Source organism: Streptomyces sp. NPDC005752 (genome assembly GCF_040630715.1).
In the GTDB taxonomy this organism is placed as follows: Bacteria; Actinomycetota; Actinomycetes; order Streptomycetales; family Streptomycetaceae; genus Streptomyces.
Genome location: NZ_JBEXYB010000069.1, coordinates 1 through 19,109, shown reverse-complemented (window position 1 = coordinate 19,109; position 19,109 = coordinate 1). Strand labels below are relative to the sequence as shown.

Genomic DNA, 19,109 nt, shown 5'->3' with positions numbered 1-19,109 from the left:
GCCCGGGGGGGGCGGCCCCGCGACACCGCGTACGCGAGTTGAAGTCGGCGTGCCTCCGGGTGAGTGGTCTTGTCGAGGACGCTGTGAGCGGACGGGCGCATCCGGGCAGAGAGATGGGGCCCAGAGCCCCTTCATCCACGGAGTCCTGAATGAAACACACCGCTACCGCTGCCACCGGCACCGCCACACTGCTTCTCGCCGCCGTCCTCACCGGCTGCTCCGACAGCACCTCGGCGGAGGGGCGCGGGCCCACTGCCTCCAGCGCCTCGCCCTCGGCACCGGCCACCGTGGACACGAAGTCCGAGGGCAAGCTCGGCAGCATTCTCGTCGACGACAAGGGCAACACCCTCTACCTCTTCCTCGCCGACACGAAGAACAAGTCGAACTGCACGGATGCCTGCGCCAAGGCCTGGCCGCCCCTCCTGACCAAGGGTGCCGCCAAGGTCGGCAGCGGCGTGGACAAGAAGCTCCTCGACACCACCAAGCGTTCCGGCGGTGACGAGCAGGTCACCTACAACGGCCACCCCCTGTACTACTACGCCGAGGACACCAAGCCCGGCCAGACCAACGGCCAGGGACTCGACCAGTTCGGCGCCGAGTGGTACGTCCTTGACGCCAAGGGCAATAAGGTCGAGAGCTGAGTCGGCTGAACGGCACCGGTTCCCGGCGCGGCGAAGGCAGCGGTACGAAGCTCGCGACCGGCGCCGTGCTCGCCGTTCTTCTGCCTGTCGCGGTCGGTGTCGCGATCTACCTTTTCGGGACCCACCACACGCCGCGCTACGACAACGGACTCTACGGTCAGCACGGCACCACCGCCGTAGACCTCAAAGCCCAGCTCAGCACCGCACTGCTCGGCCTCGCCCTCATTCAGCTCGCTCTCGCCCTGTGGATGTACGGCCGCCTGCCAGGCGCCCGCTCCGCACCCCCGCCGGTGCGCCTAGGACACCGCGTGCTCGGGTTCCTCACGTTTCTCTTCTCACTGCCGGTCGCCTATCACTGCCTTACGACCTACGGGATCGAGACGACAACCCCACGGGTCGCGATCCACTCCTTCGCCGGATGCGCCCTTTACGGGGTGTTCGTGGCCAAGGTCGTCGTCGTACGCAGCAGACGCCTCCCCGGCCTGCTCCTCCCGGCGATGGGCGCCCTGCTCGTACTCGGCGTGGCCCTCCTTTGGTACACCGCAGCTCTGTGGGCCCTGAACGGAGACTCGGTCCCAGGTTTCTCCACCGTCTGAGGAAGCCGTCCCCGGCCTCGCGCACGCGCTTACCGTCCAGCGAGCGCAGGCCCGGGACGGCTGCGTCCTCACCGCACGATGGAGGCCGGAACGGGAAACGGGACGGGACACCGGGACTGTCAGCGTCGGCAGGTCGGACGAATGCCCCGAACTGCTTCATACGCGGGGTGTTTCACGGCGCGAAATAGGGGTCTGCCGCCATCCGCCGGTAGGCGGCGAGGGTCGCGGGCGACGAGTCGATCTGCCAGTGCCGCTCCTTGTCGACGTCGAACCACACGAGGGCCTTGATCAGCGGAAACTCTTCCTTCAGGCCCGGGACGATTCCCCGGATCCACTCGGCTTTGCTTCCCCCGATCTCATCGGATGCCGTTTCGCAGATGATGATCGGCTTGCCCTTCCCGGCGAGCTTGCCGTAGATGTCCCCGAAGCGGTCGGTGAAGCTCTGCCACCCGAAGTCGGGTTCGGATGTGCCCCAGTTGTATCCGTCGACGCCCGTCCAGTCCACGTACCGGTCTCCGGGGTAGTACGCCATGGTGGCGGGAGCGTCGGGGCTGTCGGTGACGTTCGGTGCCCAGACCCAGATGACGTTCGAGGCGCCACGGTGATCAAAAACGTCGTGGATATGACGGTACGCGGCGATGTACTGCTCCGGGTCGTGTCCGCCCCAGCCTTCCTCCTCGTTCATCTCCGCAGCGAAGTCGAGGAAGAAAGGTTTGCCCAGCTTCTTCGCTCCATCGGCCTGCTTCTCGATGGTCGCATCCAGCGATCCGTCGATGATGTCCTCGAAGTCGACGTCGAACGGTTCCCAGTTCACCAGGGGGACACGGTTGCCGCTGAGGTCGTTCCGGGTGGGTTCGGAGGCAGACCAGTCGTCTTCCCAACGGTAGTAGGTGAGGTGGATCCTGGGCGTCGTCCCGATACGGGCGTCGGTCTCCTCCACGGTGCCGTTACCGTAGTAATGCCCCAGCAGAGCCCCCTTCGACGGAACAAGTGGCCCGACCGACGAGGACGTGTTGGCCTCCTTGCCCACGGCCGAGCAGGAAGTGGCGAGCAGCACTATTGCTGCGGCCAGGGCCGTGCTTGCCAAGCCGGCTCCGAGACGGCGGAAGGCAGGCCTCGGCGGCGCGGCACTCTCACCCCTGGAACGCCTGTTCGCTTCTTGGCCATGCCGCCGACGCCGCGGCCAGTCGAACGAGGTTGCCCTACCTGTCATGCTGTCGCTCCCCTGCCGCAGAACTGACTCTCTCTCAGCTCCGGGCTTTCACAAGTTGGGCTGTCCGGGCCCCTGACCAAATGAACAGAGAGTGCTGTTGACCTGCACCGATGGGACTTGTCGAGGGTCCTGTCAGCTGCGGGGGACGAAGCACTCTCCAGGTGAAGAAGCGTAGCCGGTCGTACCCGTACGCCCGTTTCGAGGGTGTCCGGGCCCTGGTCTCGCAGTCGGGCCGGGGACTGCTGGCCGATACGTTCCGCAGGACCGGCCTTGATGCCATGTCCGTAGACCTCGCCTCGGAGCAGAGACCCCGGGCCGTGCACGAACAAGGCCAGGCGCGCTTGGACTTGGTGTCGGCGGTCGCATGGGGAGGGCGATGCTACGTCGCCGGCATCACACTGCTGGGGGCCGGTATCGGCTCGGCGTACGCTGCCACCGCTCGACGGGGGCCACCGGCTTGGCGGCGCCGACATGCCGGGTTGCGGCATGCGTTGATGATGTCCTCGTCATCCGCCTTGTACGCGGCTGAAATCGTCGACACCTCGGTCTGGGCTGATTCCAGCTGACGGCGGCGCGGATGTCGGGCTGCCAGGTGGGACGCCCCGGGGCCGGCCAGCGTTATCCCTGCTTGTAGTTCCTGCCCTGCGGGCGCTCCCGCAGTTTCCCCACAACCCCTTTGACCGGGCCCTGGAGTCCTAGCTCAGACACCAGCCGCAAACTAGCCGGATGATCACGCGACGGCCGCCGTGGCGGCCTGTTCGTCGTGCTCCCGCAGCATCCGCATGACGGTGGCGGGCGAGGGGTGCTGGCCCTTCTTCGCGCCGGTGGTGATGACGAGGCGCTTGGCGATGTCGCGCAGGCTCATCTCCTGAACGCGTAGGTGGAGGGCCATGGACAACATGTCGTCGTCGGTGACCCCGGCGCCGCCGATGGTCTTGCCGCGCTTCCGCGCGGACTCGTGTCCTTCGAGGGTGCGGTCACGGATGTACTCGCGCTCCATGCCGGACATGGCCGCGAGCACGGTGAACACGATGCCGGACGGGTCGTGCGAGCCCTTCAATTCTCCGGTGAGGAATTCCAGGCCGACGTCGCTCGCCTTCAGCTCCTCGGCGAGCATGGCGAGTTCGATGCCGCGGCCGAGCCGTTTGTGCTCGTGCACGACGAGGGTGACGGCGACCCCGGAGGATCGGATCTCACCGGCAAGCTCCACGGCGGCCTCCAACTCCGGTCGTTTGGTGGCGCGGGTGGAGATCTTCTCCGAGAAGACCCGGGTGACCCCGGCCTCGCCGAGCGAGTCGAGCTGTGCCTCGAGGGACTGCCGGGCGGTCGAGGCACGGGCGTAGCCGAGGCGGACGTGTCCGACCGGTTCGGTGCCGGCGCGCACGGGCCGGGGCAGCTCGGTCCACGTCGAGCCCGGTTTGCGTACGGCGGGGGTCGGCACGCTCAACACCTTGGCGAGTTGGGGCACGAGGCGGAAGCGGGCAGTGTGGTATTGGATGGCCACCTTGCCCTTGCCGGTCCGGCACGGGGAGCCCGCCGGGGCGGCGCAGGTGGACATCGGGCAGTCGTGCGATTCCACGCGCTTGAAGTCGTCGCTCACGACCCCGGACTGTTTCATGAGGGTGTTTCAGACGTCCAGTCGTTTGCAACAACTCATGAAACATGATCGCCGCAGGTGGGCCGCCGGGTGATCGCCTGTTTCATGAGCGACCACCTATGAAACAGCCGAGTGCGGACGGATATACCGCGGGCGGGGCCGCGGCACCTGGGACGGGACAGACGTGTCGCCCATGACAGGCGCTTTCGGTGATGCCCCCCTCACCTGGGATTCCTGCGCAGTCAGCCGAGGTAGAAGTCCTTGCGGGCGGCGACGAACTCCTCGACGGTCAGGGGCCGCTTCCCGGTGATGCGCTCGACGTCGATGGTCGCCCTGTCGTAACGGTTCGCGCGGTGCAGCTGCGCCATGGTCGCGATGTGCTGCTCGGTGTGCCGTGGCAGGCCGGCGTTCGCGAGTACCTCTGTGCGCCACCATTGCAGGGGGACGTCCAGATAGGTCACCGTGCGGCCGAGTGCCTTGGAGAACTCCTGGGCTACTTCGCTCATGTCGAGCGCCCGCGGTCCAGTCAGCTCGTACACCTTCCCGGCGTGCTCCCCGGGATCGCGCAGGATGGTCGCGACCACCTGGGCGACATCGTCGGCAGCGACTGGCGAGGTGCGTCCGGTCCCGAAGGGCAGCGCCAGGGTGCCGTTTTCGCGGATCGAGCGCGCTGCGAGAGCGGTGAACAACGGATTGTCGAGGAACGTCGTCGGGCGCACGTGCACCACGGGCAGGCCCGACCAGTCCAGCACCTGCTCCGCCAGCCAGTGCAGCCGCTGCTGGTGGGATTCCGCGGTGCTGGTGGCGGTCATCTGCGACACCGTCATCTGTGACATGTCCACCAGGAGGTCGAGTTCGCCGTGTGCCTTCGCGACCGTGGCCATGACGGTCGCCGCCAGCAGGTGGTCCGGGGAGACACTGAGTCCGAAGTACGTCCGGCGGACGCCGTGGAGCGCGGCCGCCACCGTTTCGGGCCGGGTCAGGTCCCCGGTGACGACCTGGGCGCCCAGTGCCCGCACCTGGGCCGCGCGCTCGTCCTCGCGGCGGATCAGGACGCGGACCGGCACGTTCTGCGCGCGTAGCCGCTCGGTGACGAGGCGGCCCATGCCGCCGGCGCCGGTGACGAGAACGAGGTCGTGATCAGCCATCGGTGGGTTCCTTCGGGAGGTGTTCGCAGCGGCCAGGCGCTGGCCGCTGCACGGGTGTGCGTTTTGGTGATCGAGGTCGCTGCTCGGGGTGAACGCCGTTTCCGCCGATCCGCCGATCGGTCTCGATGAACGGCCGGCCGCACTTGTGTGTGGGTGTGGCGCGGGGGCCGGTGATGCCTTCTTCATCGGAGGAAGAAGTTGAGGAGAGCTTCGGTGCGCTTGTTGAAGGGGGCGTACAGCAGGCGGGTGGAGTTCCAGCGTCCTTGTACGTAGATGCCCTTGGGGTGGCTGAGCGTGCGGAATCCTTCGATGCCGTGGTATTTGCCCATCCCGCTGGCGCCGACGCCGCCGAAGGGGAGGTCGTCCTGTGCGACGTGCATGATGGTGCCGTTGACGGTGACGTTGCCGGAGGTCGTGCGGGTAAGGACCTTGCGCCGCTCGGGGCCGTTGTCGCCGAAGTAGTAGAGGGCGAGCGGCCGCGGTCGTGCGTTGACGTAAGTGATGGCGTCGTCGATGTTGCGGTAGCCGAAGATCGGCAGGATGGGGCCGAAGATCTCTTCGTGGGCGATGCGCATGTCGTCGGTGACGCCGAGTACGACCGTCGGTGCGAGGGTGTGCGGGCGGCGGGCCGCGTCGCCCGGCCGGTGTCCGACCTCGATGATCCGGGCCCCGTGGGCGCGGGCGTCGTCGATCAGGTCGGTGAGGATCTTGTACTGCTTGTCGTCGACGATCGAGGTGTAGTCGTCGCTGGTGGGGCCGTCGGGGTAGGCGGCCTTGACCAGTCGGTCGTAGGCGGCGATGAAGGCGTCGATCTCGGATTCGTGCACCAGGGCGTAGTCGGGGGCGATGCAGGTCTGCCCGCCGCTGAGGAGCTTGCCGAAGACGATGTCGGACACGGCCCGGTCGCGGACGTGTCCCTTGGCCACGATGGTCGGGGACTTGCCGCCGAGTTCGAGGGTGACGGGGACGAGGTGGTCGCTGGCCGCCTTCATCACGGCCCGCCCGACCTCGGTGCTGCCGGTGAAGACGAGATGGTCGAACGGCAGCGCGGAGAACGCGGAGCCGTCGCCGCTGACGATTGTGACCTGCTCCGGCGGGAAGAGTTCGCTGAGCATCGACGCGAGGACCGCGTTCGTCGCCGGGGTCAGCTTCGAGGGCTTGAGCATGACGCGGTTGCCGGCCGCGATCGCGGTGACCACGGGCATCAGCGACAGGTTGACCGGATAGTTCCACGGCGAGATGACGCCCACCACTCCCAGCGGCTGGTACTCGATGCGGTTGCTGCCGAAACGCAGCAGCAGCTCGATGTGGCGGCGGGTAGGGCGCATGAACCGGTGAAGGTTGCGCCGCAGGTAATCGATGCCCTGCACGACGCCCACGACTTCCATCAACGCGGTCTCGTGCCGCGAGCGATGTCCGAAGTCGGCGTCGATCGCCTCCTCGATGGCGCCACGCCGGGCGATCAGCGCCGCCCTGAACCTGCTCAGATCGCGGCGCCGCGCCTCCAGGGAGGGCGCTCCGTCTCGGAGGTATGCGGCACGCTGAGTCTGGAGGATGTGGTGGAAGCGCTCCGCGTCGGTGGGCTGTGCGGTGACGTCGGTGATGGCCATGACGGTGTTCCTTAGCTGTTGATGAGGGCGGGGGCGATGGGGCGCTACGGGCGCTGGCGGCGGTCCATCCAGCCCATAAGCCGGACCATCGAGCGGCGCGGCAGGAGCCTTCCCAGGAGAGCGACCGGCCGGCCGTTGGTGACCACCGACGGGGGCGCGGACCGGCGGTCGAGCGTGTCGAGCGCGATCTTCACGACCTGCTCGGGGGTTGCCCGCTTCGTGCCGTAGTCAGCGGTGCTGCCGGCGACGTCGTAGAACTCGGTCCGGGTGGCACCGGGGTTCACGGCCAGGACGCGCAGACCGGTGCCGCGGTTCTCCTCCCACAGTGCTTCGGTGAAGTTGAGGACGAAGGCCTTGGTGGCGCCGTAGGCGCTCATGTATGGGGTCGGCTGGAAGCCGAGCAGGCTCGCGACGTTGATCAGGATGCCGGTGTCGGCGGAGGCCAGCGGGGCGATGTAGGCGCGGCTGAGGTCGACCAGTGCGCTGATATTCAGCGTGATCATGCTCTGCAGGCGGTCGGGGTCCTCGTCGGTGAACGCGTCGTGGGTGCCGAAGCCGGCGTTGTTGACCAGTCCGGTGGCGTGGATGCCGCGGGACTCGAGTTCGGCGCGCAGGGTGCGGCCGGCGTCGGGCTTGCCGAGGTCGCGGGCGACGGTGGTCACCGTGACGCCGTGGGCGCGGGTGAGTTCGGCGGCCAGGCTCTCGAGCCGGTCCGCCCGGCGGGCGACCAGCACCAGGTTGGCGCCGCGGCGGGCCAGCTGGCGGGCGAATTCGGCGCCGAGGCCGGAGCTGGCGCCGGTGACGATGACGGTCTGGCGGGGGTAGTCGATTTTGCTCATGACTTCACTCTACGCACGTATTTGCACTGAGTGCAAGTAGATGCATCGAGTGATACCGCGTACCATCGGTGCATGACTCCGAAACCGGCCCCTATCCGGGAACAGACCCGCTCCGTGGTCCGATCACTGCTGGCCCGGACCGCCATCGAGCTGTTCGGCGCCAAGGGCTTCGACAACACCACCCTCGACGAGGTCGCCGCCGCCGCGGGCGTCTCCCGGCGGACCCTGTTCAACTACTTCCGCAACAAGGAGGACCTCGCGCTCAGTGGCCTGGACGAACAGGGTGACCTGATCGCCGCCCGCCTCGCCGAGCGCCCGGCAGACGAGGACGCCTGGACGGCGCTACGCGCGGCGTTCCAGGTACTCGAAGAGATCGACATAACAGCCGAAGGCCGCCTGGAGTTCATCACGCTGCTGTTCGGCAACGATTCCCTGCGCGCCGGGCACGCCGAGAAACAAGCCCGCTGGCAGGACCTGTTCGCACCGCTGATCGAGCCGCGACTGCCCGACTCCGACCGCCGCACCCTGCAGGCCCGCGCGATCGCAGCCACAGCGATCGTCTGCCTGCAGGCAGCCAACGAGGAATGGGTACGCCTGAGCGGACAGGCCGACATGCTCGACCTCTACGACACCGCCGTACACGCCATCCGCCGCCCCGCCTGAAACCCGGCGCAGCCAGCTCCACCACGCTCGTCGGCGTGGGGACCAGGGCCCGAACCGCCCAACCGCGCCCAGCAAGACCGAACGATCCGGCCACCGTAAACCGCGCATCCAGAGGTCAACCCTGGGCCGGTAGCCGCAGCGGCCGGTAGCCGTCGACATCGAGCTTGGCCAGCTCGCCGCCGATGTCCACCGTGTGAGTGCCATGAAAGTGGACGTTGGCGTGGTAGCTGGGTCAGATATGTGCCAGCAGGCCGTCATCAATGGCTCGGCCGGCTACTCCAGCTGCTCCGCCTCCAGGGGCGCGAGGTGCTCGACAATCGCGGCGCGGTCGCGTGCGGCGTAGGCGCGCATGAGGTCGAGCGCCCGCCACGCGGCCTCGTTCATCCGGGGGTCGGTGAGGTCGGCGAAGTCCTTCATCGCGTCTCCGTGCTCGATCGGTCGGCGGCGTCCGCCGGGGTACGGGGGCGGGGCACCGTGAGCCCCAGGTCGAGGCGCTTGTCCATGTCCAGGCGAAAGGTGCCGTACGGATTGACGTTCGACCAGAACAGCGCGGTCAGGCCTCGCCGGTCCTCATCGCTGAGCTTCTTCGCCCATGCCGGTTCGGCAAGGACCTGCTGCACCAGCAGAGTGTTGACGTTCACGAGCGCGGACTGGAGCAGGTGCAGGGCGAGCATCGACGTCTCGGCGTGCTCCTTGTCGGGGCCGGTCAGAGCACCATCCTTGCCGTAGTGGAGCACGGTGTTCGCGCTGTTCCAGTTCTCCACGACCTGGAGCCCGCCGTGGATCTCGCGGCGCAGGCCGGGGCAGGCCAGGTAGTCGCATGCGAAGATCGTGCGCACGGTCCGGCCGAGCTCTTCGAGGGCCTGGTAGGTGGGGTGCTTGGGGCCACCCCTGGTGAAGCGCCGCAGCACCTGCTCCGCCTCCGCCGTCCCGAGCCGAAGCGCGGTCGCGTACTTCACCATCTGGTCGTACTGCTGCTCGATCAGCTCCCAGCGGATCGGCCGCGTCAGCGAGGCACCGAGCGCCGGCCAGCCGGGTGGGGAGTCGTCCGGGCGGTACAGGCGGATGCTGCCGATGTTCTTCAACCGGGGCAGCAGCCGGAAGTTGAGCAGCTCGGTGAAGGCGAACCCGACGACGCTCGCGCCGTGGGTGTCGACGTAGTTCGACTCGATCTCGGCATCCGTGCAGTGCCGCAACAGGCCCTCGATCATCGCCGCGACCTCGGACGACGAACAGCTCTTGAGCTGGGAGTAAACGCAGACGTTCTTCCGCTCGACGTGCCAGTAGATCATCACGCCGTTGCCGCCGTAGCGGGCGTGGTACTCGGTCATGAAGTTCGAGGACCAGGACCCGAACTTCTTCGAGTCCGACGCGCACGCGGTGCCACGGCCCCACCATGCGGTATCGCGGGCAGCGAAGGTGGCGTTCACCAGCCTGGTGACGGCGGCCCGCAGATTGTCGACGGTGATGAAGTGCCGGCGCACGTGCCGCAGCGCTGCCTCGCTCTCGCCGTGCTCGCCGGTCGCCACGATCGCCCGGATGCCCATGTTCGTGCCGAGTGCAAAGAGGGCCAGCAGAAGGCGGCGCTGGAGGACGTTACGCTCGATGCGCTCGTAGGCGGCCACCGAGGAGAACTCCTCGGTGAACCCGGTGAGGAAGTCGGCGTTCTTCAGCACGTCCAGGAGGTCCAGGACGCCCCAGCGGCGCGCGACCTCCTCCTTGAGCGCCTGAAGGCCGGTGGGCTCGGCCAGCGGCTCCAGCTTGGGCACGGTGATCCACGGCTCGCCCTTGCGGGTGGTGACCTTCACTCCGCCCGCGCTGCCGTCCGCGAGCGCGCCGGACAGCTGGTCCAGGCCCGCGGCCATGCGCTTCTTCAGGTCCGCGATGAACGCCCTCGGGTTCAGCGGCTGGCGGATCGCGGCGTAGTGCACGGCGCGGGTGGCCTCGAAGTCCCCGGGCAGATCGTCCTCCGGATTGCGCCAGCGGGCGGCGCCCTCGACGTAGATCTCCCGGCGCCGTACGGCGTCCCGCAGCGCGACCAGGACGCACAGCTCGTAGGGGATGCGCTCGACCTTGCCCTTGTCGTCGACGACCGCCTCGCGCCAGTCCTTGCGCACCACGCCGTCCATCGGCGGCTCGTCCTCGACGCTGTCGTAGAAGCGGGTCTTGCCGTCGACATCGGCGTACTTCTTCAGCAGCTTCATCGCGTCCATCACCGGCCGGTAGGCCGTGTTGTTGCACTTGAAGCCCAGCGTGTTCAGCAGCGGCGGCAGCATCTGCCGGTAGTACGAGCTGTACGACGACCGGAGCGTGGTGCGGACCTTGGCCTTGAAGACCGTCTCGTTCGCCTTCGCCTCGGCCACCAGCTCGCGCAGCGTCTTCTCCCCGACCACCGGGAACAGGGCCCGGCGTACGACCTCGTCGGGCTTGTCGACCGCGGCCGTCGCCAGCTTGAAGAGGATGCCCTCCTTGCCGCGGACCTTCTTCAACTCGGCGGTGAGCTGCTTCTCCACCCGCCGCTCGGCGCGTGCGTTGATCTTGTGGACCAGAGCCACCAGCAAGTCGACCAGGGCGTCAGTGATCTCCGCCTGCCGGGACGAGCACAGCGCCGCGAGCAGGGTGATCCGTACGTCCTCCGCCGTGTCACGGAAGTCCGAGGGGTACATCTTGATCGCTCGTGCCCGCCAGGCGGCCACCAGCTTCTCCGAGCAGTCCGTGAACAGCCCGTCGGCAAGCCCGAGCTTGCGCACATCATTGAGCTTGGTGATCTCCGTCAACAGGGAGTCCAAGCCGACCGCGCCCGGGTCGCGCTTGAGCGCGGCCAGCAGGGCGGTACCCGCCTCGTTGTCTTCGGCCACCAGGGACAGCAGCCGAGCCGTGCCCGCCTCGCCTAGGCGGCCGATCGTGCGGGCGCAGAACGTCTTCTCCCACTTGCCGCGCGCCGCGACGAGGACCTTATCGACCCGGGTCCGGCCCGGCGGCTCGATCTTCCGAGCCCGGCACTCGACCAGCAGAGCCTCTCGTTGCCGGTCCTCCACCAGCTCGACCGGACAGACCTCCACGGCCAGCCACTCGGCCAGCGCCTTCTCGTCTGCGACCGTCGAGGGCCGAAATCCCAGGGCCTCACGGATCTGCTTGCGGTGGTACTCGGCAGTCCGGCCGACCAGCGTGTACTTCGTGAAGTCGGTGGCCGGGACCTTCACCAGATCGGCGACGTATTCCACCGCGGCCGACGGGACCTCCTCCAGCACATCGGGGAACCGGCCTTCCAGCTCGAAGAACTTCAGCAAGAGGCTGAAGCCGAGCAGGGTCGTCCCGCTCTTGTTCGCCACCAGGTCCCAGTCGCCGTCTACCAGCGTCCAGTTCGCCAACAGCTCTTCTGGCGACCACTCTTGCCGCACGCCCGCCCCTTTGACCTCGATCACTCAATCAGACCAACGACGACGCCCAAGACGGGGAAACGGGGCTCGCCCGGCTACCCGCGACCTACTTTGCGGCTGGTGTCTGAGCTAGGACTCCATGGCCGACCGTGGCCTTGATCGCGGTGAGGAGGGCGACCCGAACGACCGAGCGGCAGGCCGTCGCCGTAGGTTGGACGAGTGACGACTACGGCATCGCAAGAAGCATTTCTCCAGGAGTTCCACGCGGAGCACCCGACAGTGACCGCAGAAGCGTTCGGCCGTGGCCATGCTCCAGACGGCCGGTCCAGCTACGAGATCTTGCATGATCGGGTAGCAGGAAGCATGCGCGTGCTGGACCTCGGCTGCGGCGATGGCCTACTGCTCGAGCTCCTGGCCCGAAAGGCAGGGAGGGAACTCGCCGGGGTGGACCTGTCTGCGCACTCGCTGGCGCTGGCGCGACGTCGACCAGCATTGTCCGAAGCACAGCTGGAAGAGGGCCGAGTCCAGGAGCTTCCCTTCGCCGACGACAGCTTCGACGCCTGCGTTTCCCACATGGCGCTGATGCTGATGGGCGAGATCGAACAAGTCGCATCCGAGGTCGCCAGAGTGCTTTCACCCGGTGGGGTGTTGGCATGCGTAGTGGGAGGCGGGGCCGTGGGCGGCGAGGCCTACGAGCGGTTCCTCACGCTGTTGCGGCGCACGATTCAGGAGACACCGGCCTCTCAGCGCATCCCTGCGTTGGGGGACAAGAGAACACGCAGCCGCGAAGGGCTCGACGAAGTGCTCGGCCCAGCCGGCTTCACGGCAGTCGACTGGGAGACCGTTCCGATCGATCTGAGCGGACCGGTTGACCAGGTATGGGCTGCTGTTTCCAGTCTTTACGATCTTGGTCCGCTCGATCGCGCGACTGTGGAGCGTCTACGCAAATCCTTCTTCGCCGACGTGAGGGATCTGACGGCTTCGGACGGACGCGTCCCCTGCGGCTTCAAGATCCACCTCGCAACCGCGCGCCTGGGTTGAGGACTTCTCGGGTGAGCCCGGCCCACCTGGGGCTGGGCTCACCCCGTGCCGGAACAGGCTAATGCCGGGCTCGGGTCCGGGTCCTCCCATCTACGGATCGTCGTCCCTCCGGCCCGAAAGCAGCATGCTCAACGGAGCAGGCGGTCCAGCATTGCAGTCAACTCAGGCGACCACTCTTCGCGGGGAACACCGCACTGCTCAACAAGCCGTGCCGCTTTCACGAGCTCACCAGGATCATCCGACTGTCGGCGGACGCCCGGAACTCGCCGGCTGGCCGCTCGGCCCCCCGCGGCAGTGTGGGAAGCCGGCTGGGTGCGGGGCAGGTCGTCCTGGAGAACCACTATGGGCGGAGTCGGGTAATTGGAGCTGCCGAAACACTCCCGGACCAGGGCCATGTGCCGCCCCGAACGACGCCAGTCGCCGTGCGTAGGCGGATCAGCTGTCGGTCAGACCTGTTCGAAGTGGAACGCCTTGATGAAGCAGTCGCGGGGCTGGGCGAGGGCGAAGAGGATGCACTCCACGAGCGATTGCGCGGTGAGGACGTCTTCGGCCTCGCGCGGGGTGGTCTTCCACTCGGCGGAGTCCGGGTCGGGATTGTTGAAGTCGGGCGGATAGAGGGAGATCACCCGGACTCCCTGCGGCCGCAACCGCTTGGAGAGGATCTCGGCGAACCCTGCCTGGGCGCTTTTGCTTGCGTAGAAGGCGTCGTGCGCGTCGGAGCGGTGATGACCGGCCGCCCCGCAGGCGGAAACCATGGTCACGACGTCCGGCTTATCCGATTCGAGGAGGAGAGGGAGGAAGTTCTTCACGGTCAGGACGGTGCCAGTGGCACCGGACGCGATGGTGTCGACGATGTCGGCATCAGCAGCGGAGAGGAGGTCTGGGCCTTCGAGGTACCGGGAGCCGTTGTTGATCAGCACGTCGATGCGGTCGGTGTGCCGGGCGACGCCGGCGGCGAAATCGTGGATCGAGGCGGGGTCCGTCAGGTCGCAGGCGAAGGCATGGACCTGCTGGTGCCCTCGGCTCCGGATCTCATCGCGGACGTGCTCAGCGGCGGCGAGTGTGCGCGCGGAGAGAAATACCTCGGCGCCGAGGTCCGCCAGAACGAAGGCCAGGGTGCGGCCGAAATCACGGCCGGCAGCGGTGATGACCACGCGGTGGTTGTCGAATCTCATCTGTCCATTCCTGGTTGGTGATCGGATGTGCGGTGAAGTGCGGCGGCTGGTCTCGGCTGGGCAGGTCTCCCAGCCTGGTGAGGGCGAGAACAGCGACGGGAGGCTCGGTCGCGAGCCGGAGCATCAGATCGAGCAAGCCTCGGCGAGCCGGAGGCCGAGTTTACGGAGCCGTTCCCCCAGGGCCCAGGCGCTGACCGCGCGGCCGGGCCGTCCTCCAGAGAAGAGCCGGGGGTGTCCTGCCACGGGCGCATGGCTGCGGCGAACTGGCGAAGACGGACGTCGTCGTTGGTCGTCCAGCTTTCAAAATCACCTTGTTGGGGTGCCAAAGCCGGACCGTGCCCCGGCAGCTGCGGACCGTGGACCGCGCCAGTGCCCCAAGGGCGCAAGAGGCTTCGCCATTCCCCCGCCACTGGCGCGTCGAAGGGACCCTCGGCCGGATCGTGAACACCGTCGCGATGTCAGTGACTGCGAAGACCTCCCACGACACGGCCAATTCTCTGAACTAGGCCTGGCTGCTTGCCGCTCAGGGAGTGCCCGTCGAAGTGTCGAAGAATGCTGCGAAAGCCGCGAGGGTAGTGAAGTCGTCGTTCCGCAGACCGATCCGCGGATTGACGTGATGGAGCAAGGCAGGTGCGCGGTGGTTGGCAGCCACGTGGGCATGATCCGCGTCGCTCTGTTCGTCGTCCACCCAAGCGAACGGTCGGCCGTTGGCGTACTCCACCAACGGCTCGGACTTCCAATGAACGCCATCAGGGCGCTCGTTGAACAGGGCGGTACCGAAGTCGACGAACGGCAGTTCAGGCAGACCGAGCACAGGTCCGATCCACTTGTTCGCGTCACGCATCCAGGTTGTGGCCCAGCAGATCTCGTAGCCAAGAGCCAGCAGCGCACGCCCGTGATCGGGGTTGAGCCATACCCGCAGTGGCCGCATGTGGGTCCGCAGTCTCCCAGGCTCCCCAGCTGCCCCGCTCTCCTGTGGGACGCGGAGGGTGGTGTAGCCCTCGGGGCGCTTCTCGGGCTTTGCCGCATACGGATTCAGGGGTCCGTCGACATCCAGGAACAGCAACGGCCGACCCATGGCACCCCCCGAATTTTCGCTCCCGATCTACTGAGTCGCCGAAGCATATCCGCCTTCATGTATCGCTGGCGCGTCCAGAGGGAAGACGCCAGCCCTGTGCAGCAGCCGGTAGAACGCGGTTCGGTCGCCGGTCGTTGCGTGGGTGACGTCCTGGGCCTCCAGGATGTCCACGCAGTCTCCGACCGTGATGTCGCTGATGGATCCGCCGTTGCGGGCGAGGATGACCGAGATTCGGTGCCGGGCGATCCGTAAGACAGCTGGCGGCACTTTGTCGGACGCCGCTTGGGCACTCAGAAGGTCGAAGCCCTTCGGGTCGCGGGCCGACGCCATCGCCCGTGCGAGGTGCTGCGAGGTGCGGCTGAGGAGCCATGGCGACGTGGGACGGATGACGTCCCCGCAGGTCAGCATCAGGAGCCCCGGCGACAATTGCGAGTCTCGCAGGACCAGTCCTTGAGTTCGGACGAACCACTGCCGGGGCAGATCGAGCCAGTCCTCCTTCGGCAGGTTCTCGGCCCCCGTGGAGGTCCAGCGTTCCTGCCAGGTGGCACCGGGTTGGGCCTCCAGCCAGGCCAGTACGTAGCGCACGCCGCGACACCGGGATCTCGTCGTGGCCTCCTTCTGCGCGGTGAAGGGGTGCTGTGCCAAGCGGTGCACGACTTCGTCCCTGGGTGCCCTTACATCCATGAGTTCAGGATTTCCGAGGGTTCTCATCGGGAACTCATGGCTGTTACCGGTGGCTGTGCGAACGTGCCGCCTTGGGTTCGGCTTCTGTCGTCTGCCATCGGGACGTCAGCGGACGTCTGCCATTGGATGTCAGTGGTTCTGCCATGAGGTGTGTCAGTAGGCGCTGACGTCGTCGGCGTCGGTGAGGCGAAGGCCTTACCGGACGTCGTCGGCCAGGACGGCGGTGCCGTCGTCGGCGCGGACCAGGAGCCCTGCGTCGAGCAGGCTGGCGACCGTGGCCGCGGTCGGCTCCTCTGGATCGGTGGAGACGGAGCCTTCGTAGGACGCTTGGAACAGCACGGTCGCGTCCTGACTGCTGAGGACGTCATGCTGGAGCGGCCGGTAGGGGTGCCGTTAGCGAACGGCGAATCAGGTGACAAGTAACCCGCCAGTAGCTTCCTAGGTGGTTCTCACCGCTCTGGGCGCCTTGTCTGGTTGAGGGGCGTGCTGCCGGTACGGCGCCATGGTTTCTCGTACTTGCCGCCGCACGCCCGGCACACAGCTCGGAAGAGCGCGGCGGCGGGGCCCATTCTGATCGCTCGGTTCGGCGGGGTACTCGGCGTTCTGGATTCTCGCGACGAGCTGCGGGGTGGTGCAGGTGCACGCGCGGGGACTGGACGCGCGCGGGCGAGAGCTGGCGGGGCCGGAAGGCGGGCTGTCGACGAAGTCGGTCCGGTAGCCGTCGATCGGCTTGTACTTGGTCCGCTTCGTGGCCTTCTCGAAACGCCGCTTGCTGGTCTGGCTGGGGAAGATCAGGAGGAGCCCGACCAGGAGCCGAAAGACGCCTCCTCGGACCCGTCCCGGGTCCGGGTCGAGGACGGCGGCCGGGACACGCCCCTCGTCGACGCGGGGGACGCCGCCGGCGTACCGGGGATCACCGGTGCTCCAGCCCACCGTCGCGGTGACGTTGTGCTCATCGGCGAGCTACGCGAGGGCCTGGCCTATGCCGGGACGGAAGCGGGTAGCGACCTCTCGCAGCCACCTGGCCTGGGCGGCGCGGGCTGCTTGCTCGGCCTCAGTCGCTGCCGTCGTTATCTGGGGTTAAACGCGAATAGGGGGGCGTGGACCGGGCAGCGTAACGTCCATCCTTTAGGAAGCAACCACGATGCCCTTCGGTCGCGGGTTGCTTGCCGTATCCGGCCGTTTCGAGGAGCCATCTGTGCAGTGCCCGCCGCGTCACGTCGCGTTGATCCTGGATGGGAACGGACGGTGGGCCGCTAGGCGGGCTCTGGAACGCATCGACGGGCACTCGGCGGGCGAGGAGGCGATCGTCGCGGCGGTGCCGGCCGCCCGCGAGGCCGGGGTGGCGTGGCTGACTCTATTCACCTTCTCCACCGAGAACTGGAACCGCCCGCAGCCCGAAGTGGACTTCCTGATGCACGTCAACCAGCGGGTCATCCGCAACAACACCCAGCACTGGCACGAGCTGGGCATTCGGATGCGCTACCTCGGCAGGGAGGACGAGCGGATCCCCGCCTCCGTGCAGGACGACATCGCCTACGCCGAGGACCTCACCCGCCACAACACCGGCATGACGCTGACGACGGCCTTCGACCACGGCGGGCGCCGGGATCTGGCGCGCGCCGCACGCGCCATTGTCGCGGCCGGCCTGACACCCTCGCAGGTCACCGAGGACGCCTTGGCGGCCCACATGCAGTACCCGGACCTGCCCGACATCGACCTGCTGGTGCGCACCTCCGGCGAGCACCGCCTGTCGAACTTCATGCTGTGGCAGGCCGCCTACGCCGAACTGGTCTTCCTGGACGTGCTGTGGCCCGACTTCCGCGCCGAGCACCTGGCCGAGGCCATCGGCCTGTACCACCGGCGCCAGCGCCGCTTCGGTGCGATCACCGCACCCGCCCAGACTCGGGCCGGGCTCCTGGACGGGTCGGTGAGCGCCCGGTGAGCGCCGCCGTGGCCGACCTCGTGAGCACCCCCGCCGGCGAATGGCGGAACGCTTTGACCCCGTGGAGCCGGTGCCTGGACCTGGCCGGCGTCCACGACCCGCAGCTGCGGCAGGACTATACGACCCTCAACCGCTACCTGCGCCGCCGCGAGAGGGCCGGCTGGCTCGCCGCGCGGGCACTGGCTCCGGCCCACCACCAGGCGCACGTCATCGCGGGTGGCGCCCTTGTCCACTTCACCGACGACGTCCACGACCGGGCCCCCGCCGGCCAGCAGGGCCGGAACCTGGCCCTGTGGACTGCCAGGATGCGCGAGGCGATGGACAGCGGCCGGTCACAGCACCCGATGCTGCGGGCTTACCTGCACTCCGCGCAGGCGTGCGGACTGTCCCTGCAATGGGCGCTGGACCACGCCGCGGGCGTGCGCCTGGACACCGGCTTCGCCGGCTTCGCCGACGAGGGCGGCTACCAGGCCTACGTGGACACGTCCACCTGGCCCGGCACCATGATCGTCTGCGGCCTCATCCCGCACCACGTGACGGACCAGGACTTCGCCCAATCCTGCCGGGCACTCGCCGACGGGGCCCAGCGCACCGACAACCTGATGGATTTGGCCCAGGACCTGCGCCAGGGGCGCATGACGTTCTCCGCAGCCGACCTGCAACGGCACGGCGTCACCCCCCGTGAACTCCACCTGGGCATCCACACACCAGGCGTGCACGCCCTGCTGATGGCCAACATCCGCGCCGCCCGCGCCGCCCTCGACCGGGCGAGCCGCATGCTCGACGAGATCACCCCTGCGTTCGCCCCCTCCGTCCGCTGTCTGATCGGCATCAACCAGCACCGCCTGGACCGGGTCGAGGACCACGGAACGGCCATCACCCTCACCCCCGTGCGGGAAGACCCGCTGGCCTGCCTGCGCCTGCTGATCACCGCCCGCACCCCCCTCACCACCTGACGGCCCGCCATGACCACCACCCCCACCCCCTGACGTATCGCCGGGCAGGCGGGCCCGGGAGCGCTCCGTCCGAACCTGGCCCGCAACTGCGCTCCGTACCACTCACAAGTGCGCGCCAGGTTCCATCTTGAGTGTCACGCTCCCTCCCCGAAAACGGCCCCTGGGACCTCTATAGCTTCGAGAAATGGACAAATGCGGACAGATTCGGGGCAGCGTGACACGCCAGATCTGACATCGCGAAGCAGCGTGACACTCGCCGTCCGTCAGCGTGACATCGGTACCGGGCTCACAGGCAGGCGGCCGGTGGTGGGCCGGCCTGTGTCCTTTGACGCTGAACCTGGGCTGATTGCCGGGGAAGTTGGACAACCATGACGTTCCTGCCACCCGAGGGGGCTGGGCGCAGGGTGGCAGCATCACCTTTTGCCTGCAAGAACGCCTAGTAATTATCTGAGCTGCCCTGGGTTTCGTAGCGGCCGATGTCTTTGGTTTCAGGCGGTGTTCGTGGTCGCCTGGGAGCGATGGTGCTGGGCCTCGAATTCTTCG

Annotated in this window: 17 protein-coding genes; 6 read left to right on the top strand and 11 right to left on the bottom strand. The window is 67.7% G+C overall.

The annotated features are described in order from the left end of the window. Nucleotides 1-149 precede the first annotated feature (149 nt). Nucleotides 150-641 (top strand): hypothetical protein, encoded by a 492-nt coding sequence (locus ABZ441_RS32945; protein ID WP_358980995.1) that lies wholly within the window; start codon nucleotides 150-152, stop codon nucleotides 639-641. A gap of 65 nt (nucleotides 642-706) precedes the next feature. Beyond that, nucleotides 707-1,237 carry a DUF6529 family protein gene (locus ABZ441_RS32940; protein ID WP_358980993.1) on the top strand — a complete coding sequence of 177 codons (531 nt, stop codon included), beginning with the start codon at nucleotides 707-709 and terminating at the stop codon, nucleotides 1,235-1,237. A 172-nt stretch (nucleotides 1,238-1,409) separates the two neighbouring features. Here ABZ441_RS32940 and ABZ441_RS32935 read toward each other — a convergent pair whose 3' ends face one another. From ABZ441_RS32935 to ABZ441_RS32915, 5 genes are all read right to left on the bottom strand, one after another. After that, nucleotides 1,410-2,324, bottom strand: coding sequence for a glycosyl hydrolase (locus tag ABZ441_RS32935; RefSeq protein ID WP_358980991.1), 915 nt, complete (start codon nucleotides 2,322-2,324; stop codon nucleotides 1,410-1,412). Nucleotides 2,325-3,180: 856 nt separating this feature from the next. Next, complete coding sequence (locus tag ABZ441_RS32930) at nucleotides 3,181-4,050, bottom strand: recombinase family protein (protein WP_358980989.1); 870 nt, start codon at nucleotides 4,048-4,050, stop codon at nucleotides 3,181-3,183. A gap of 239 nt (nucleotides 4,051-4,289) precedes the next feature. Further along, nucleotides 4,290-5,195 (bottom strand): NmrA family NAD(P)-binding protein, encoded by a 906-nt coding sequence (locus ABZ441_RS32925; RefSeq protein ID WP_358980987.1) that lies wholly within the window; start codon nucleotides 5,193-5,195, stop codon nucleotides 4,290-4,292. 182 nt (nucleotides 5,196-5,377) lie between these two features. Continuing rightward, complete coding sequence (locus ABZ441_RS32920; protein WP_358980985.1) at nucleotides 5,378-6,805, bottom strand: coniferyl aldehyde dehydrogenase; 1,428 nt, start codon at nucleotides 6,803-6,805, stop codon at nucleotides 5,378-5,380. A 44-nt stretch (nucleotides 6,806-6,849) separates the two neighbouring features. Then, on the bottom strand, nucleotides 6,850-7,644 hold the full coding sequence (locus ABZ441_RS32915; RefSeq protein ID WP_358980983.1) for an SDR family oxidoreductase: 795 nt from the start codon (nucleotides 7,642-7,644) through the stop codon (nucleotides 6,850-6,852). 72 nt (nucleotides 7,645-7,716) lie between these two features. On the opposite strand from ABZ441_RS32915, the gene ABZ441_RS32910 reads away from it, so the two are divergent. Beyond that, nucleotides 7,717-8,307 carry a TetR family transcriptional regulator gene (locus tag ABZ441_RS32910; protein WP_358980980.1) on the top strand — a complete coding sequence of 197 codons (591 nt, stop codon included), beginning with the start codon at nucleotides 7,717-7,719 and terminating at the stop codon, nucleotides 8,305-8,307. Between the two features lie 273 nt (nucleotides 8,308-8,580). Here the strand turns inward: ABZ441_RS32910 and ABZ441_RS32905 are convergent, their stop codons facing one another. Beyond that, nucleotides 8,581-8,724: a hypothetical protein gene (locus ABZ441_RS32905; RefSeq protein ID WP_358980978.1), complete on the bottom strand. Its 144-nt coding sequence runs from the start codon at nucleotides 8,722-8,724 to the stop codon at nucleotides 8,581-8,583. After that, the gene (locus ABZ441_RS32900; RefSeq protein WP_358980976.1) at nucleotides 8,721-11,708 is read right to left on the bottom strand and encodes a Tn3 family transposase; all 2,988 of its coding nucleotides are present in this window, start codon (nucleotides 11,706-11,708) and stop codon (nucleotides 8,721-8,723) included. Before ABZ441_RS32900 ends, ABZ441_RS32905 begins: the two co-directional genes overlap by 4 nt. A 198-nt stretch (nucleotides 11,709-11,906) precedes the next feature. On the opposite strand from ABZ441_RS32900, the gene ABZ441_RS32895 reads away from it, so the two are divergent. Then, nucleotides 11,907-12,728: a class I SAM-dependent methyltransferase gene (locus tag ABZ441_RS32895; protein WP_358980974.1), complete on the top strand. Its 822-nt coding sequence runs from the start codon at nucleotides 11,907-11,909 to the stop codon at nucleotides 12,726-12,728. A gap of 446 nt (nucleotides 12,729-13,174) precedes the next feature. Here ABZ441_RS32895 and ABZ441_RS32890 read toward each other — a convergent pair whose 3' ends face one another. The 4 genes from ABZ441_RS32890 to ABZ441_RS32875 all read right to left on the bottom strand — a co-directional run bounded on the left by ABZ441_RS32890 (nucleotide 13,175) and on the right by ABZ441_RS32875 (nucleotide 16,004). Then, nucleotides 13,175-13,903 carry an SDR family NAD(P)-dependent oxidoreductase gene (locus tag ABZ441_RS32890; RefSeq protein ID WP_358980972.1) on the bottom strand — a complete coding sequence of 243 codons (729 nt, stop codon included), beginning with the start codon at nucleotides 13,901-13,903 and terminating at the stop codon, nucleotides 13,175-13,177. A 523-nt stretch (nucleotides 13,904-14,426) separates the two neighbouring features. Next, complete coding sequence (locus ABZ441_RS32885; protein ID WP_358980970.1) at nucleotides 14,427-14,981, bottom strand: hypothetical protein; 555 nt, start codon at nucleotides 14,979-14,981, stop codon at nucleotides 14,427-14,429. Between the two features lie 27 nt (nucleotides 14,982-15,008). Continuing rightward, a complete protein-coding gene (locus ABZ441_RS32880; RefSeq protein WP_358980968.1) occupies nucleotides 15,009-15,665 on the bottom strand; it encodes a hypothetical protein in 657 nt (218 codons plus the stop codon). 195 nt (nucleotides 15,666-15,860) lie between these two features. Next, nucleotides 15,861-16,004 (bottom strand): hypothetical protein, encoded by a 144-nt coding sequence (locus ABZ441_RS32875; protein WP_358980966.1) that lies wholly within the window; start codon nucleotides 16,002-16,004, stop codon nucleotides 15,861-15,863. 859 nt (nucleotides 16,005-16,863) lie between these two features. On the opposite strand from ABZ441_RS32875, the gene uppS reads away from it, so the two are divergent. Continuing rightward, nucleotides 16,864-17,610 carry a polyprenyl diphosphate synthase gene (gene uppS / locus ABZ441_RS32870; RefSeq protein WP_358980964.1) on the top strand — a complete coding sequence of 249 codons (747 nt, stop codon included), beginning with the start codon at nucleotides 16,864-16,866 and terminating at the stop codon, nucleotides 17,608-17,610. Further along, entirely contained in the window at nucleotides 17,607-18,566 is a 960-nt protein-coding gene (locus ABZ441_RS32865) for a squalene/phytoene synthase family protein (RefSeq protein WP_358980962.1), read from the top strand. Before uppS ends, ABZ441_RS32865 begins: the two co-directional genes overlap by 4 nt. Nucleotides 18,567-19,109 lie beyond the last annotated feature (543 nt).